Below are 17,068 nucleotides of genomic sequence, written 5' to 3' on the forward strand. Positions count from 1 at the left end.
GTACGGCGTCATCGTGCGGGGTCCGTCGCTCCTGCGCATCGCCTGGTGATTTCCCGCCCCTAACGACGTTTTCTGGGGATCCGGCGCGGCCCGAGTCCGCCCTACGATCCGATCGACGACCCATGAATGCTGCCTGGCTACCGCGGTGGAGTGCGCAATGCGTGAGAGTGAGAAGAATCGGGAATCCGGCTTCGCGGAGCGGCTGACGCTTCTGCCGCCGGCGGACCGCGCGGGGTTCCTCGCCGGCGTGGTCCACGACGCGACGCGGGCGGCGCTGCAGGCCGCGCTGCCCGAGGTTCCGGCCGTCCTCGACCCGGAGAAAGCGTTCTCCGACCACGGTTTCGACTCGCTCGCGGCGGTGGAGCTGCACGCGCAGCTGACCGACGCGACCGGGCTGGAGCTGCCGGTGACGCTGGCCTTCGACTATCCGACCCCGGCCGCGGTCACCCGCTTCCTGCACGCCGAGGTGTTCGGCGTCCAGGAGTCCGTCGCGGCGCTGGCCGCCGGTGCGGCGAACGACGAGCCGGTCGCCATCGTCGGCATCGGCTGCCGCTACCCGGGCGGCGCGGTGTCGCCGGAAGCGTTGTGGCAGCTGGTCGCCGAGGGGGTGCACACCATCTCCGGTTTCCCGGAGGACCGCGGCTGGGACCTCGACAGCCTGTATGACCCGGACCCCGACAAGCCGGGCAGCAGCTACGTGACCTCGGGCGGATTCCTGCCCGGCGCCGGGGAATTCGATGCCGGGTTCTTCGGCATCGCGCCGCGCGAAGCGTCCGCGATGGACCCGCAGCAGCGGCTCGTGCTGGAGACCGCGTGGGAAGCGTTGGAGCGGGCCAAGATCGACCCGTCCACGCTGCGCGGCACTCCGGCAGGCGTGTACATCGGCGCGGAGGCGCAGGAGTACGGCCCGCGGCTGCACGAAGCTCCCGACGGTCTCGACGGGTACATGCTCACCGGCAACGCGCCCAGCGTCGTCTCCGGTCGCGTCGCTTACGCGCTCGGTCTGGAGGGGCCGACGCTGACCGTCGACACCGCTTGCTCCGGTTCGCTGGTCGCGCTGCACTTGGCGGTGCAGGCGTTGCGGCGCGGCGAAACTCAGCTCGCGCTGGCCGGTGGCGTCGCGGTGATGGGTGCGCCGGGCACGTTCACCGCTTTCAGCCGTCAGCGTGGTCTGGCGGAAGACGGCCGGTGCAAGGCTTTCGCGGCCGCCGCGGACGGCACTGGCTTCGCTGAGGGTGTTGGCGTGCTGGTGTTGGAACGGCTTTCCGACGCAGTCGCGAATGGACACGCGGTGCTAGCCGTGGTCCGCGGCTCGGCGATCAACTCCGATGGCGCGTCGAACGGCCTTACCGCGCCAAACGGCCCGTCGCAGCAGCGTGTGATCAAGCGTGCGCTGGCCGACGCTGGCTTGGAAGCGTCCGATGTGGACGCCGTCGAGGCACACGGCACCGGCACCCGGCTTGGTGACCCGATCGAGGCGCAGGCGCTGCTGTCCGCCTACGGGCAGGACCGCGAGACGCCGTTGCTGCTCGGGTCGATCAAGTCGAACATCGGCCACACGCAGGCCGCGGCGGGTGTCGCGGGTGTGATCAAGATGGTCGAGGCGATGCGGCACGGCGTGCTGCCGAAGACGCTGCACGTGGACGAGCCGACGCCACACGTCGACTGGACCACGGGCTCCGTCGAGCTGCTGACCGAGCAGCGGGAATGGCCGGCGATCGAACGTCCGCGCCGCGCTGGCGTTTCGTCGTTCGGCGTCAGCGGGACCAACGCGCACGTCATCATCGAGCAGGCTCCGGTCGTCGAGACCGTGGAAACCACCAGTGCCGAGCTGCCGGTCGTGCCGCTCGTTGTCTCGGCGCGCAGCGCGGAAGCGCTGAAGGCGCAGGCCGCCGCACTGGTGTCCACTGTGGAAAGCGGCAACCTGACTGACCTCGGCTTCTCGCTCGCCACCACCCGCGCCGCGCACGACCAGCGCGCCGTGGTGGTCGCGGAGAACGTCGCCGACGCCGTGCGCGGGTTGCAGGCGCTGGCGGCGGGGGAGCAGGACCCGAATGTCGTCATCGGCGAGCGCACCCCGGGCAAGCTCGCGATGCTGTTCACCGGACAGGGTTCGCAGCGCCTCGCGATGGGGCGCGAGCTGTACCTGGAATGCCCGAAGTTCGCCGAGGTCTTCGACGAGGCCGTCGACCACCTCGACGTGCAGATGGAGACCCCGCTGCGCGACGTCCTCTTCGGCGACAACGCCGAGGAACTGAACGAGACGCAGTACACGCAGTGCGCGCTGTTCGCGGTCGAGGTCGCGCTGGCGCGGCTGCTCGAATCGTGGGGCGTGCGGCCGGACATCCTGCTCGGCCACTCGATCGGCGAACTGGCCGCCGCGCACGTCGCGGGCGTGTGGTCGCTCGCCGACGCGTGCCTGGTCGTCGCTGCTCGCGGACGGCTCATGCAGGCGCTTCCGGAAGGAGGTTCGATGGTCGCCATCGCGGCGACCGAGGACGAGGTCCAGCCGCTGCTGGGCGACCAGGTCAGCCTGGCCGCGGTGAACGGCCCGACGTCGGTCGTCGTCTCCGGCGAGCGCGAGGCGGTGGAAGCCGTCGTGTCGGTGTTCCGCATGCAGGGCCGCAAGATCAGCGAGCTGCGTGTGTCGCACGCGTTCCACTCGCCGCTGATGGAGCCGATGCTGGCCGAGTTCCGCGAGATCCTCGAGGTGGTCGACTACGCGGCCCCGGCGATCCCGGTCGTCTCCAACGTGACCGGCCGGATCGCGACCGCCGAAGAACTGTGCTCGCCGGGGTACTGGCTGTGGCACGTCCGTCGCGCGGTGCGGTTCGCCGACGGGGTCCAGGCCCTGGTCGACGCTGGTGTGACCACCGCGATCGAGGTCGGCCCGGACGCCGTGCTCTCGGCGATGGCCGCCGGCACGAGCGACGCCATCGCGTTCACCCCCGCGCAGCGCCGCGATCGGCCCGAGGCCACCACCCTCGCGACCGCACTCGGCCGCCTGCACACCCGCGGCGTGGCGATCGACTGGGCGGCGGTCTTCGGCTCGGCGCGGATTGTCGACTTGCCGACGTATGCCTTCCAGCACCAGCACTACTGGCTCACCGCGCCGACCGGCCACGGCGACGCGGCGGACCTCGGCCAGCTGGCTTCCGGGCACCCGTTGCTTGCCGCTGAAATCGGTCTGGCAGGCGACGACGGTCTGGTCCTCACCGGTCGCGTCGCGCTCCGGACGCACCCGTGGCTGGCTGACCACGCGATCGCGGGCACCCCGGTCCTGCCGGGCACCGCGTTCGTCGAGATGGCGTTGCACGCCGCCGCGCAGGTCGGCTTTGGCGTGGTCGACGAGCTGACGCTGCAGGCCCCGCTCGCGCTGCCGGAGACCGGTGGTGTCGCGCTGCAGACGCTGGTCGGCCCGGACGTCGACGGCCGCCGCACGATCGAGTTCCACTCCCGTCCCGACCACGACGCCGACGCGGCCTGGACCCGGCACGCCGTCGGCGTCCTCGCCGCCGGCCCGGTGGTCGAGCCCGCGCCGCCCGGCGAATGGCCGCCCGCTGGTGCGGAGGTCGTGGCCACGTCGGAGCTGTACTCCGAACTGGCCGAGCAGGGTTACGGCTACGGCCCGCTGTTCCAGGGCCTGCGCACCGCGTGGAAGCGTGACGACGTAGCCGGCACTGTGTTCGCCGAGGTCGCGTTGCCCGCGACCGGTCGCGACGCGGCGTTCGGCGTCCACCCGGCGCTGCTGGACGCGGTCCTGCACGCCACCGACTTCGCCCCGGGCGAGGCACGCGAGCCGGACGAGATCCGGCTGCCGTTCGCGTGGACCGGCGTGCGGCTGCATGCTTCCGGCGCGACCGAGGTCCGGGTGCGGATCACGTCCCCGGCCACCGGCGGCGTCTCGATCGACGTGACGGACGTGGCCGGTATGCCGGTGCTGTCAGTCGAGTCGTTCCGCTCGCGGCCGGTCCGCGAGGCCGACCTCGGCACCCAGGCGCGTGACCTGCTGTACACCGTCGAATGGACGCCGGTCACCGGCTCGGCCGAGCTGCCGACGCTGGCTTCGCTGGGCTCGATCAGCGGTTTCGACGTTCCGGTGGTCGACTCGCTGGTGTCGCTGGTCGAAGTGCCCGACGTCGTGCTGCTGCCGGTTTCCGTGCCGGGCAATAACATCGCCGCCGCTGCCAAGCAGACCGCGCACCGCGTGCGGACTGTGCTGCAGCAGTGGCTGGAAGGCGACCGCTACGCCGGTGCGCGCCTGGTCGTGCTGACGCGCGGCTCGCTGGCCGACTCCGCGGTCCGCGGGCTGGTGCGTTCGGCGCAGGCCGAACACCCTGGTCGCGTGGTCCTGGTCGAGGGCACGGTCACGGCGGCGACCCTGGCCACCGCGCTCGGCTCGGGCGAACCGGAGCTGCGCATCGACGGTGACACGGTCTCGACCGGCCGGATGGTCCGGTTGGCCGCCGAAGGCGGGGAGCCGACCTGGCGCGCCGACGGCACCGTGCTGATCACCGGCGGCACCGGCGGTCTCGGTGCCCAGGTCGCGAAGCACCTCGTCACGAAACACGGCGTCCGCAGCCTGTTGCTGCTCAGCCGTCGCGGCCTCAACGCACCGGGCGCGGCCGAACTGGTCGAAGAGCTGGCGGAGCTGGGTGCGACCGCGAAGGTGGTCGCCTCGGACGTCAGCAAGAAGCGTTCGCTGGCGGCGGCGATCAAGAAGGCCGAGCACCCGCTGTCCGCCGTCGTGCACACCGCTGGCGTGCTCGACAACGCGATGATCGGCTCGCTGACCGCCGAGCAGCTCGACGCGGTGCTGGCCCCGAAGCTCGACGCGGCGTGGGCGCTGCACGAGCTGACCGCGGAGCTGGACTTGTCGGCGTTCGTGCTGTTCTCCTCCTCGGCGGGGCTCGCCGACGGTGCCGGACAGGCGAACTACGCCGCAGGCAACACCTTCCTCGACGCACTGGCCGAGCACCGGCACGCCGCCGGCTTGCCCGCGACGTCGCTGGCCTGGGGGCTGTGGGCACCCGACGCCGGTCAAGCGATCGGCATGGGCGCGACACTGTCCGAAGTGGACCGAAATCGGATCACGCGGCTGGGGCTGGCTCCGCTCACCGTGCCGGAAAGCCTTGCCGCTCTTGACGCTGCGCTCGGCACCGGTGTTCCGACGGTCGTCCCGACCCGCGTTGACCGCGCTGCCCTGCGGTCGCGCGGCGAGGATGTCCCGGCGGTGCTGCGCGGGCTCATTCCCGCAGGCCGTCGCCGGATCGCCGTCGCCAGCGGGGAAGTGACGCCCGAGCGGCAGTTCGCCGAGCGGTTCGCGCACCTCGCCGAGGCCGACCGGGACCGAGCGTTGCTCGACCTGGTGCGCACGCACGTCGCGGCCGTTCTCGGCCACGACAGCGCGGACGCGATCAGCCCGGCCCGCCCGTTCGGCGAGATCGGGTTCGACTCGCTGGCCGCGGTGGAACTGCGCAACATCCTCGATTCGGTCACCGGCATGCGGTTGCCCGCGACGCTGGTGTTCGACTACCCGACGCCGCGTGCGCTCGCCGAGTACCTGGCGTCGCGGCTGGCCGGTCTCACCCCGGTGCAGACGGTCACTCCGGTGACCACTGTGGACCCGGAGGAACCGATCGCCATCGTCGGCATCGCCTGCCGCTACCCGGGTGGCGTCGAGACGCCGGAAGACCTGTGGCGGCTCGTGTCCGAGGGCGAGGAAGCGCTGTCCGGCTTCCCGGTCGACCGTGGCTGGAACGTCGACTCCCTCTACGACCCGGAGCCCGGCAAGCCCGGCCGCTCCTACGTCAAGCACGGCGCCTTCCTGCACGACGCGGCCGAGTTCGACGCGGACTTCTTCGAGATCAGCCCGCGCGAGGCGGCGGCGATGGACCCGCAGCAGCGGCTGCTGCTGGAGGTCTCCTGGGAAGCCTTCGAGCGGGCCGGAATCGACCCGGTCGGCCTGCGCGGCAGCGCGACCGGGGTGTTCGCCGGCGTGATGTACCACGACTGGGGGACCCGCCTCGGCACGGTTTCCGACGACATCGCGGGCTACCTCGGCAACGGCAGCCTCGCCAGCGTCGTGTCCGGCCGGGTGTCGTACGCGCTCGGGCTGGAAGGCCCGACCGTCACGGTGGACACCGCGTGCTCGTCGTCGCTGGTCGCACTGCACTGGGCGGTGCAGGCACTGCGTCGCGGCGAGTGCACGCTGGCGCTGGCCGGCGGTGTCACCGTGATGTCCACTCCGGACACTTTCATCGACTTCAGCCGTCAGCGCGGGCTTTCCGCCGACGGCCGGTGCAAGGCGTTCGCCGAAGCGGCGGACGGCACCGGCTGGGGCGAGGGCGCGGGCATGCTGCTCGTCGAGCGGCTGTCTGACGCACGTCGCAACGGCCACCCGGTGCTCGCGGTCCTCCGGGGCTCCGCGGTGAACCACGACGGCGCGTCGAACGGCCTTACCGCGCCGAATGGTCCTTCGCAGCAGCGGGTGATCGCCAAGGCGCTGGCTGATGCTGGTCTGCAGCCGTCCGAAGTGGACGCTGTGGAGGGCCACGGCACCGGCACCACGCTGGGCGACCCGATCGAGGCACAGGCACTGCTGGCCACCTACGGCCAGGGCCGAGAAGAGCCGTTGTGGCTCGGGTCGATCAAGTCCAACATCGGGCACACACAGGCCGCAGCGGGTGTCGCGGGCATCATCAAGATGGTCATGGCGATGCAGCACGGCCAGTTGCCGCAGACGCTGCACGTGGACCGTCCGTCCACTGTGGTCGATTGGGAGACTGGTGCGGTCCGGCTGCTGACCGAGTCGCGGGAGTGGCAGGTCGGCCGGCCGCGGCGCGCCGCGGTGTCGTCGTTCGGCATCAGCGGCACGAACGCGCACGTGATCCTGGAGCAGGCACCGGCGATTCCGGTCGAGCGGCCGTCGGAGACGCAGACGATCGCGCCGGTCGCGCTGTCCGGCCGGTCCGCCGCAGCGGTGCGGGGACAGGCGGCGCGACTGCGTTCCTGGATCGCTGAAGGTGTTTCCGTCGCGGAGGTCGCGCGTTCGCTGGCTGCGACGCGTGCCTCGCTGGAACACCGCGCGGTCGTTGTCGCCGAGACCACGAGAGAACTCGCTGACGGACTCGACGCGCTGGCTGGCGGAGACGCGCCGACCGGGCAGGCCGTGGACGGGAAGCTCGCCTTCCTGTTCTCCGGTCAGGGCGCGCAGCGGGTCGGCATGGGACGCCAGCTGTACGACGCGTACCCGGGCTTCGCGACCGCGTTCGACGCGGTGTGTGCGGCGATCGACCCGCTCGTCGACGTTCCGTTGCGAGACGTCGTGTTCGGCACCACCGAACTCGCCGACCGCGGTCTGCTGGACCAGACTCAGTACACCCAGACCGGGCTTTTCGCGGTCGAGGTCGCGCTGTTCCGGCTCGCCGAGTCGTGGGGCTTCCGGCCCGACGCGCTCGCCGGGCACTCGATCGGCGAGCTGGCCGCGGCCCACGTCGCGGGTGTGCTTTCCCTTGAGGAAGCGGCAAAACTGGTCGCCGCGCGCGGCCGGCTGATGGGCGCGCTGAACGACCGTCGCGGCGCGATGGTCTCGCTCGCCGCGACCGAAGACGCGGTCCGGGAACTGCTGCGAGGCCACGAGGACGCGGTCAGCATCGCAGCGGTGAACGGCCCGGCCGCCGTGGTCGTCTCGGGCGAGGCGGACGTGGTCGCCGAGATCGAGCGGGCTGCCGGCGATGTCCAAACGCGACGGTTGCGCGTGAGCCACGCGTTCCATTCGCCACTGATGACGCCGATGCTCGACGAGTTCCGCGAGATCGCCTCGGGGCTGACATACGAGGCGCCGAGGATCCCGATTGTCTCGACGGTCACTGGGAAACTCGCCACCGACGACGAGCTGCGGTCCCCGGAGTACTGGGTCACCCATGTCCGCGAGACCGTCCGATTCGGCGCTGCGGTCACGACCCTGGCGGAGAGCGGGGTCCGGACTTTCCTGGAGATCGGGCCGGACAGCGTGCTGTCCGCGCTCGGCCAGCAGAGCGCCGAAGCCGAGTTCGTTCCGTTCGGACGGCGCGACCAGGACGAGGTGCGCACCGCGCTCACCGCGGCCGGTCGCCTGCACATCCGCGGCGCGGTGAAGCTCGGGCCGCTGCTCGGCGACGGTCCGGTCCGGCTGGACCTGCCGACGTATGCCTTCCAGCACAAGCGTTACTGGCTCGACGCGACTCCGTCCGGCGACGTCACTTCAGTCGGTCAGCAGCCGCTGGCGCACCCGATGCTGGGCGCGGTCGTGGCACTGTCCGGTTCGGACACCACTGTCCTCACCGGACGGTTGTCCGCGGCTTCGGTGCCGTGGGTCGCCGACCACGTGGTGAAGGGCGCGATCCTGGTGCCCGGCACCGGGTTCGTCGAACTGGCCGTCGCCGCCGGTGACCAGGTGGGCCACCCGACGGTGGAGGAGCTGACGCTGCAAGCGCCGCTCGTCCTGCCGCCGGACGGCGCGGTCGCGCTGCAGGTCGTGGTTGGCCCCGCGAACGGCGAGCGTCGCCCAGTCACCGTGTTCTCGCGCCCGGTCGAATCGGACGGCGACTGGACCCAGCACGCGCTGGGCACGTTGTCCGCGACTGCCCGGCCGGAACCCGCTGGCCTCACCGAATGGCCGCCGGCGGGCGCGACCCCGATCCCGGTCGAGGGTGCGTACGAGCGGCTCAACGAGCGTGGCTACGGCTACGGCCCGGCATTCCAGGGGCTCACGGCCGCGTGGCGACGGGGCAACGAGGTGTTCGCCGAGGTCGCGCTGCCGGAACCGGCCGCGTCCACGGCGGGCTCGTACGGCCTGCACCCGGCGCTGCTCGACACCGCGATGCACGCCGACCTCCTCGGCGACCCGAGCGGTTCGACGCTGCTTCCGTTCGTCTGGAACGGCGTCACCCTGCACGCGGTCGGCGCTTCGGTGCTGCGGGTGCGGATCGTGCGGCTGGACGGCGACGAGCTGTCCTCGATCGAGGTCGCCGACAGCGAAGGCAACCCGGTCGCGTCGGTCGAGTCGCTGGTCTCGCGGCCGGTGCGGACCGAACTGGCCGCACCGGCGGAGACCACCGACGGTTCACTGCTCAAGATCGGCTGGCAGTCCGTGCCGGTCCCGGCCGCGGAGCCGGGCGACGTCGTCGCGATCGGCCGTGGCCGGGTCGGCGTGGCCGCGACCTACAGCGGGTTCGCGGACCTGCTCGGGGCCGTCGATCGCGGCGAGCCGGTGCCCGGTCTCGTGACGCTCTCGGTGCCTGCCGCGGCGGGCGCGGTGCCGGAAGCGGCTCGGGCGAACGCGACGTGGCTGCTCGCCGAGATCCAGGCGTGGCTGGCCGAAACGCGGCTGACCGACACGAAACTCGCGATCGTCACGCAGGCGGCGGTTCCGGCGGGCGAGTCCACGGCGTCGACGGCGTCCACGGTGGACGTCACGCAGGGTCTGCTGTGGGGCCTCGCCCGGGCGGCGCAAGCCGAACACCCCGGACGCGTGTTCCTGATCGACGCGGACGCGGACACGAAGGTCGAGACGATCGCCGCGGTGGTCGCTTCGGGCGAGCCGGAAGCCGCGATCCGCGCCGGTTCGGTGCTCGCTCCGCGCTACACCCGCACCGAATCGACCGGCACCGCGTCGTGGGACGGCACGGTCCTGATCACCGGTGGCACCGGCGGTCTCGGCAGTCTGCTGGCGCGTTACCTGGTGGCCGAGCACGGCGTGCGGAGTCTCGTGCTCACCAGCCGTCGCGGGCTTGCCGCACCGGGTGCCGCGCAGCTGGCCGAAGAGCTGACTGACCTGGGCGCGACGGTCCAGGTGGCGGCCTGCGACGTTGCTGACCGCGCGGCGGTCGAGCAGCTGATCAACGGCCTGCCGGACCTCGGCGCGGTCGTGCACGCCGCCGGTACCGCCGACAGCGGCGTCTTCGATTCGCTCACCGCTGAGCAGCTAGCCGCGGTGCTGCGACCGAAGGCCGACGCGGCCTGGCACTTGCACGAGCTGACCGCCGACCGGCAGCTGTCGGCGTTCGTCATGTTCTCCTCGGCGGGCGGCCAGGTACTTCCGGCCGGGCAGGCGAACTACGCGGCGGCCAACGCCTTCCTTGACGGGCTCGCCGAACACCGGCGTGCGGCCGGGCTTCCGGCTACCGCGCTGGCCTGGGGTCTGTGGGCGGAGAACACCGGACTCGGCGGCGACCTCGCCGAAGCCGACCTCGCCCGGATGGCCCGCCTCGGCCTGCCCGCGGTGACCGCCGAGCAGGGTCTCGCCCTGTTCGACGCCGCCGTGGCCACCGAAGACGCGGTCATCGCGCCGCTTCGCGTGGACGTCCCGGCACTGCGGGCGCGCACCGACGAACTGCCCGCGCTGCTGCGTGGTTTCGTGCCGCCGAAGGCACGTCGCGTGGCGAAGGCGGCCAAGGCGGCGGACAACGCGCTCGCCGGCGAACTGGCCGCGCTGGTCGAAAGCGAACGGGACCGGGTGCTGCTCGACCTCGTCCGCACGCAGGTGGCCACCGTGCTCGGCTATGCCGACAAGTCCGAAGTGGACGGAACCCGGGCGTTCAAGGAACTGGGCTTCGACTCGCTCGCCGCGGTCGAACTCCGCAACCTCCTCGGCACCGCGACCGGCCTCACCCTGCCCGCGACGCTGATCTTCGACCACCCGACCGCCAAGGCCGTCGCGGACTTCGTCAAGGGCAAGCTGCTCGGCGCGGTCGCGAAGACCCCGGCGACGACGGCCCGGACGAACGCGTCGATGCAGGAACCGATCGCGATCGTCGGCATGGCGTGTCGCTACCCCGGCGGCGTCCGGTCGCCGGAGGACCTGTGGCGGCTGCTGGTCGACGAGGTCGACGCGGTCTCCGGCTTCCCGACCAACCGCGGCTGGGACACCGAAGGCATCTACGACCCGGAGCGGGGCAAGCGCGGCAAGACCTATGCCAACGAGGGCGGCTTCCTGCACGACGCGGCGGAGTTCGACCCGGCGTTCTTCGGCATCGGCCCGCGCGAGGCGATGGCGATGGACCCGCAGCAGCGGCTCCTGCTGGAAACCGCGTGGGAGGCCATCGAACGCGCCGGGATCGACCCGACCGCGTTGCGCGGCAGCCTGACCGGTGTCTTCACCGGCGCGATGTACGACGACTACGGCAGCCGCGCCCCGGGCGCTCCGCTCGACGTCGCCGCCTACATCCCGAACGGCAGCTCGGGCGCGGTCGTCTCCGGCCGCATCTCCTACCTGCTCGGTCTTGAGGGCCCGTGCATGACGGTCGACACCGCGTGCTCGTCCTCCCTGGTCACGCTGCACCTCGCGGTGCAGGCGCTGCGGGCGGGCGAGTGCGGACTGGCGCTCGCCGGCGGTGTCACGGTGCTGTCGCAGTCGGACCTGTTCGTCGACTCCAGCCGTCAGGGCGTGCTTTCGCCCAACGGCCGGTCGAAGTCGTTCTCCGCGGCTTCCGACGGCGTCGGCTGGGCCGAGGGTGCGGGTCTGCTCCTGCTGGAACGGTTGTCCGACGCGCAGCGCAACGGGCACGAGGTGCTCGCGGTGGTCCGCTCCAGCGCGGTCAACCAGGACGGTGCGTCCAACGGCCTGACCGCCCCGAACGGCCCCTCGCAGGAACGCGTGATCCACGCGGCGCTCGCCGCTGGTGGATTGAATCCGTCCGATGTGGACGCTGTCGAGGCACACGGCTCGGGTACCAAGCTGGGCGACCCGATCGAGGCGCAGGCGCTGCTGGCCACCTACGGCCAGGACCGCGACCGGCCGCTGTACCTGGGTTCGGTGAAGTCGAACATCGGGCACGCACAGGCGTCCGGTGGCGCGGCCGGCGTGATGAAGGTCGTGCAAGCGTTGCGGCACAACATGTTGCCGAAGACGATGCACGTCGACGCGCCGTCGCCGGTCGTCGACTGGACCACGGGCAACATCGAGCTGCTCACCGAACCTCGGCCGTGGGTGCGCAACGGTCACCCGCGTCGTGCTGGCGTCTCGTCCTTCGGCATCAGCGGCACCAACGCGCACATCATCATCGAGGAGGCCCCGCCCGCTCCGGCCAAGGAAACCCGGCGCACCGCACCGGAACTCCCGGCGATCCCGTTGCCGCTGGCCGGTTCGGTCGCCCCGGCGCTCGCCGACCAGGCCGCCCGGCTGGCCGCACACCTGCGGGCCAACCCGGACGTCAGCCTGACCGACATCGGCTACTCGCTGGCCACCGGACGCGCCGCGCTCGACCACCGCGCGGTGGTCCTGGCGGCCGACCGCGAAGCGGCGCTGAAGGCGCTCGACGGACTGGCCGACGGCAGGACCCCGGCGGGCACCGTGGCCGGCACGGTCAGCGCGGCCGACCTGACGGCGTTCCTGTTCACCGGACAGGGCGCGCAGCAGCCGGGCATGGGACGCGGGCTGTACGAGGCGTTCCCGGCCTTCGCCGGAGCGTTCGACGAGATCTGCGGACTCTTCGACGTCGAGCTGGACACCCCGCTCAAGCAGGTGATCTGGGAAGACTCGCCGCTGCTCAACCAGACCGCGTACACGCAATGCGCGCTGTTCGCGATCGAGGTCGCGCTGTACCGGCTGGTCGAATCGTGGGGCGTCAGGCCGGATTACCTCGCCGGGCACTCGATCGGCGAACTCGCCGCGGCGCACGTCTCCGGGGTGTTCTCGCTGGCCGACGCCTGCTCGCTGGTCGCCGCTCGCGGCCGGCTCATGCAGGCGCTGCCGGCCGGAGGCGCGATGGCGGCGATCGCGGCCACCGAGGACGAGGTGCGAGCCTCGCTGCCTTCCGGCGTCGACGTCGCGGCGGTGAACGGGCCGCGGTCGGTGGTCATCTCCGGTCCGGAAGAGGACGTGAAGGCCGCGATGGCGACCTTCTCCGACGCCGGCCGCCGCACGAAGCAGCTGGTCGTGTCGCACGCGTTCCACTCGTCGCTGATGGAGCCGATGCTGGCCGAGTTCTCGGTGGTGGCGGAGAAGCTCAGCTACTCCGCGCCGTCGATCCCGGTGGTGTCGAACGTGACCGGCAAGATCGCGACCGCCGCCGAGCTGTGCTCGCCGCAGTACTGGGTGGGCCACGTGCGGGAGGCCGTCCGGTTCGCCGACGGGGTCAGCACTTTGCTGGCCGCTGGGGTGACCCGGTTCGTGGAGCTGGGTCCGGACGCGGTGCTCACCGGGATGGCTCGCGAATGCGACACCGCGGTCGCCGACCGGCCGGACCGGGTTGTCCAGGTGCCCGCGATGCGCCGAGGCCGGGCCGAGGTGCCGACCGTGTTCACCGCACTGGCCACGCTGTACTCCCGGGGCGCGAAGATCGACTGGAAGGCGCTGTTCGCCGGCCAAGGTGCGTCCACTGTGGACCTGCCGACCTACGCGTTCCAGAACAAGTCGTACTGGCTCGACGCGACGAAGCCGACCGGCGACGTCAGCACTTTGGGCGCACAGTCCGCCGGACACCCGCTGCTGGGCGCCCTGGTGGAACTGCCGGACGGCGGCGCGGTGCTGACCGGACGGCTGTCGGTCGCGACGCAGCCGTGGCTCGCTGACCACGTGGTGATGGGGCGGACGATGCTGCCCGGCACCGCGTACGTCGAGCTGGCGGTGCACGCCGGGGAGCAGGTCGGTTGCCATCTCCTGGAGGAGCTGACCCAGCAGGCGCCATTGCTGCTGGCCGACGACGGGGTCGACCTGCGCGTAGTCATCAGCGCGCCGGACGGCAGCGGTCGCCGGGAACTGTCGGTGCACTCGCGGACGGAGGCGGGCTGGGTTCAGCACGCCGCGGGCACGCTGGCCAACGGCGCGGCCGCGGAATTCTCGCTGAGCGAGTGGCCGCCGTCCGGTGCCGAATCGGTTGACCTGACCGGGTTGTACGACGACCTGGCCGGCCTCGGCTTCGGCTACGGGCCGACGTTCCGCAACCTGCGGGCGATCTGGCTGCGCGAAGGCGAGGTGTACGCCGAGGTCGCGCTGCCGGAAGGCACCGCGGCGAACGAATTCGGCCTGCACCCGGGCCTGCTCGACTCGGCACTCGGCGCGACGGATTTCCTGATCCCGGGCGGTCCGAAGGCGCTGACCGAAACGACGATCCCGTTCGCGTGGAACTCGGTGTCGCTGCAGGCCAGCGGTGCGACCGCGCTGCGAGTGCGGGTCCGCGAGACCGAGAGCGGTTCGTCGCTCGACCTGGCGGATGCTGCTGGTGCTCCGGTGGCCCAGATCGCTTCGCTGGTCACGCGGCCGGTGTCGGAAGGCCAGCTCGGCACGAAGGTGCCGGACTCGCTGTACCGGATCGAATGGCAGCCCGCTTCGGGCGTCCGGCTGGTGCCTTCGCTGGACGGCTGGGCGGTGCTCGGCACCGATGACCTCGGTCTCGGGGTGCCGCTGAAGGCCGAGCCGGTCGATGCGGATGTCCTGGTGCTGCCGGTCGGTTCCGGCACCGGAGCGGTGCCTTCGCAGGTGCACCAGGTGGTGCAGGAAACGTTGCGGCACTTGCAGAATTGGCTGTCGGCCGGGGACGGAAAGCTGGTCGTGGTCACTCGCGGCGAGCTGGCGCAGGCTCCGGTCTGGGGTCTGGTGCGGGCCGCGCAGGCGGAGAACCCCGGCCGGATCCAGGTCGTGGACCTCGACGCCGCGGCGGAGTCGGCTCGGGCGCTGCCCGCGGTCGTCGCGTCCGGCGAGCCGGAGGCCCGAGTGCGGAACGGCGAGGTGCGCGTGCCGCGGCTGACCCGGGTCACCGAGGTCGGCGAGACGGTCGAATGGGACCCGGACGGCACGGTGCTGATCACCGGCGGCGCGGGCTTGCTCGGCGGGCTGCTGGCCCGGCACCTGGTCGCTCGCGGTGCCCGTGACCTGGTCCTGACCAGCCGTCGCGGTCTCGACGCGGCGGGGGCGCGGGGACTGGTCGACGAACTGGCCGGCGAGGGCGCGAAGGTGACGGTGGCCGAGTGCGACGTCACCGACCGGGAGGCACTGGAGAAGCTGCTCGACACGCTGCCGCGGCTGACCGCCGTGGTGCACGCGGCCGGGCAGATGGACAGCGCGGTGCTGAGTGCCTTGACACCGGAGCAGGTCGAGAACGTGTTGCAGCCCAAGGTCGACGCGGCATGGAACCTGCACGAGCTGACGGCTGGCCGGGATCTCGCGGCGTTCGTCCTTTACTCCTCGGCGGGCGGCCTGCTGCTCGCCGCGGGACAGGCGAACTACGCGGCTGGCAACGTGTTCCTGGACGCGCTGGCCGAGCACCGCTCTTCTCTCGGCCTCCCCGCGACCTCGCTCGCGTGGGGTCCGTGGGAAGGCACCGACGGCGAGGTGGACCTGGCGCATATCGCCCGGTCCGGGGTCGCGGAACTGTCCGCGGCTGAGGGGCTGGAGCTGTTCGACGCCGCGCTGGCTGCTTCGTCGGCGGCGTTGGTGCCGGTGAAGCTCCACCTCAAGGACGCCGACCGGGCATCGGCACTGCTGAAGGGCCTCGTCACTGTCGCACCGCGGCGGGCGGCCGTCGCCTCGTCGGCAGAGCCGGAAGCCGGGTTCGCCGACAAGCTCGCCACGCTCCCGGCGGACGAGCGGGACTCGGCGGCGCTGTACCTGGTGCGCGAGCACACGGCGGCAGTCCTCGGATACGACGACGCATCAGCGGTCGGGGTCGAAAAGGGCTTCACCGACCTGGGCATCGACTCGCTCGCCGCGCTGGAGCTGCGCAACCGGCTCGGTGCCGCGACCGGGCTGCGGCTGCCCGCGACGCTGATCTTCGACTACCCGAGCCCGCTGCCGCTGGCCCGGCACCTGCTGGCCGAACTGGCTCCTGCTGCTTCGGAGGAGACGGTCGAGGAATTGAACGGCACCGACGACGCGGCGGCCGCGGTCGCCTCGATGGACCTGGCCGACCTGGTCCGCTCCGCGATGGGCGGCACCGACGAACGGGACGAATCCGAGTGACCGAGTCCGCTCTTTCGACCGAGCAGATCGTCGCCGCGCTGCGGCAGTCCAGGACGGACAACGAACGGCTCGGTGCGGACAACTAGCGCTGGTCATCTGGCAGCCCGTGCCGATCACGATCATCGGCACGGGCTGCTGGTGTCTCCGGCGGGGTGCGCAACGGTGGTATCTGGTGGTGATCGGCGAGTTCCCGGGCGACTGCGGCTGGGGCACTGGAAAACGTGTTGTCCATCGGCCTCGACCGCCCGGTTCGGCTGCGGGTCGCCCAATCTGTCGACCGCGGGGACCGCGGTGACCCGGAATGGTCCGGTTTCGCGGGTCGACCGGGCGTCCACGACCTTGGCGGCCAGCCGGGGCGAGGTCACCTCCGAAGAGGGGCTGGACGGCGTCACGATCGGACGGCTCGCCGACGAGCTGGAGATGAGCAAGTCCGGGGTGCACAAGCACTTCGGCACCAAGGAGACCTTGCGGATCTCCACACTGGACAAGGCGTGGACTTCTGGCATCGGGTGGTCGGGCCGGCGCTGCCGGAGTCGTCCGGATTGCGGCGGCTGCGCGCGGACCTGACTGCGGCGGTGGCGGGCCGGGCGCGCCGCGCGATCGAGCGGGCTCTCGACCAGTCCTGACGCCTGGGGCTGGGCAGGCAGGTTGTTGTGTCCGGGGGCGTGCTGGGGCTTCGGCCGAGTGCGTCGCGTGGCGCGTTGTGCAGGCGGGCTCAGGCGGTGCCGGTCACGACTCGGTGGCCATGCCCAAGGAGCACAGGGAACCGGCCAGGGCGATCAGGTCGTAGCGGGTGTCGTCTTCGTTCGTGTGCCACAGGGCGGACAGGGTGCTTGCGGCCCGGTCGACGTCGCCGTTGTGCTGCTTCAGGGCGATCCACATCGCGGCGGCCACCGGTTCGCACTCGATGTGCCGGTTGGACGTGCGGCAGGTCAGCTCCAGGTGGCCGTTCGAGAGCATCCGCTGGGTGACGCCGGGGGCGGTGGTGATCGTCATCATGATGGCCTCCTGGTTGAGGGGGGTGTTTCGTTGATGTACCTAGTTTCTCGGAATGGGGCCGCCGGAGCCATGGGGTGTGCTCCTGAAGCTTCCCTGGGGTTTACCCACCCTTATCCCCGGTGGATCCCT

Annotated in this window: 2 protein-coding genes and 1 pseudogene; 2 read left to right on the forward strand and 1 reads right to left on the reverse strand. The window is 71.7% G+C overall.

The window, feature by feature from the left end; all coding sequences use genetic code 11:
- Positions 1-181 precede the first annotated feature (181 nt).
- Positions 182-15,940: pseudogene (locus A4R44_RS44440) on the forward strand (SDR family NAD(P)-dependent oxidoreductase); the annotation flags it as partial.
- A 291-nt stretch (positions 15,941-16,231) separates the two neighbouring features.
- Positions 16,232-16,507, forward strand: coding sequence for a TetR/AcrR family transcriptional regulator (locus tag A4R44_RS44445; protein WP_067595550.1), 276 nt, complete (start codon positions 16,232-16,234; stop codon positions 16,505-16,507).
- 162 nt (positions 16,508-16,669) lie between these two features.
- Here the strand turns inward: A4R44_RS44445 and A4R44_RS44450 are convergent, their stop codons facing one another.
- Positions 16,670-16,939, reverse strand: coding sequence for a hypothetical protein (locus A4R44_RS44450; RefSeq protein ID WP_093572946.1), 270 nt, complete (start codon positions 16,937-16,939; stop codon positions 16,670-16,672).
- Positions 16,940-17,068 lie beyond the last annotated feature (129 nt).

Origin of the sequence: Amycolatopsis sp. M39 (assembly GCF_001651785.1) — a bacterium.
Taxonomy (GTDB): Bacteria; Actinomycetota; Actinomycetes; order Mycobacteriales; family Pseudonocardiaceae; genus Amycolatopsis; species Amycolatopsis rubida.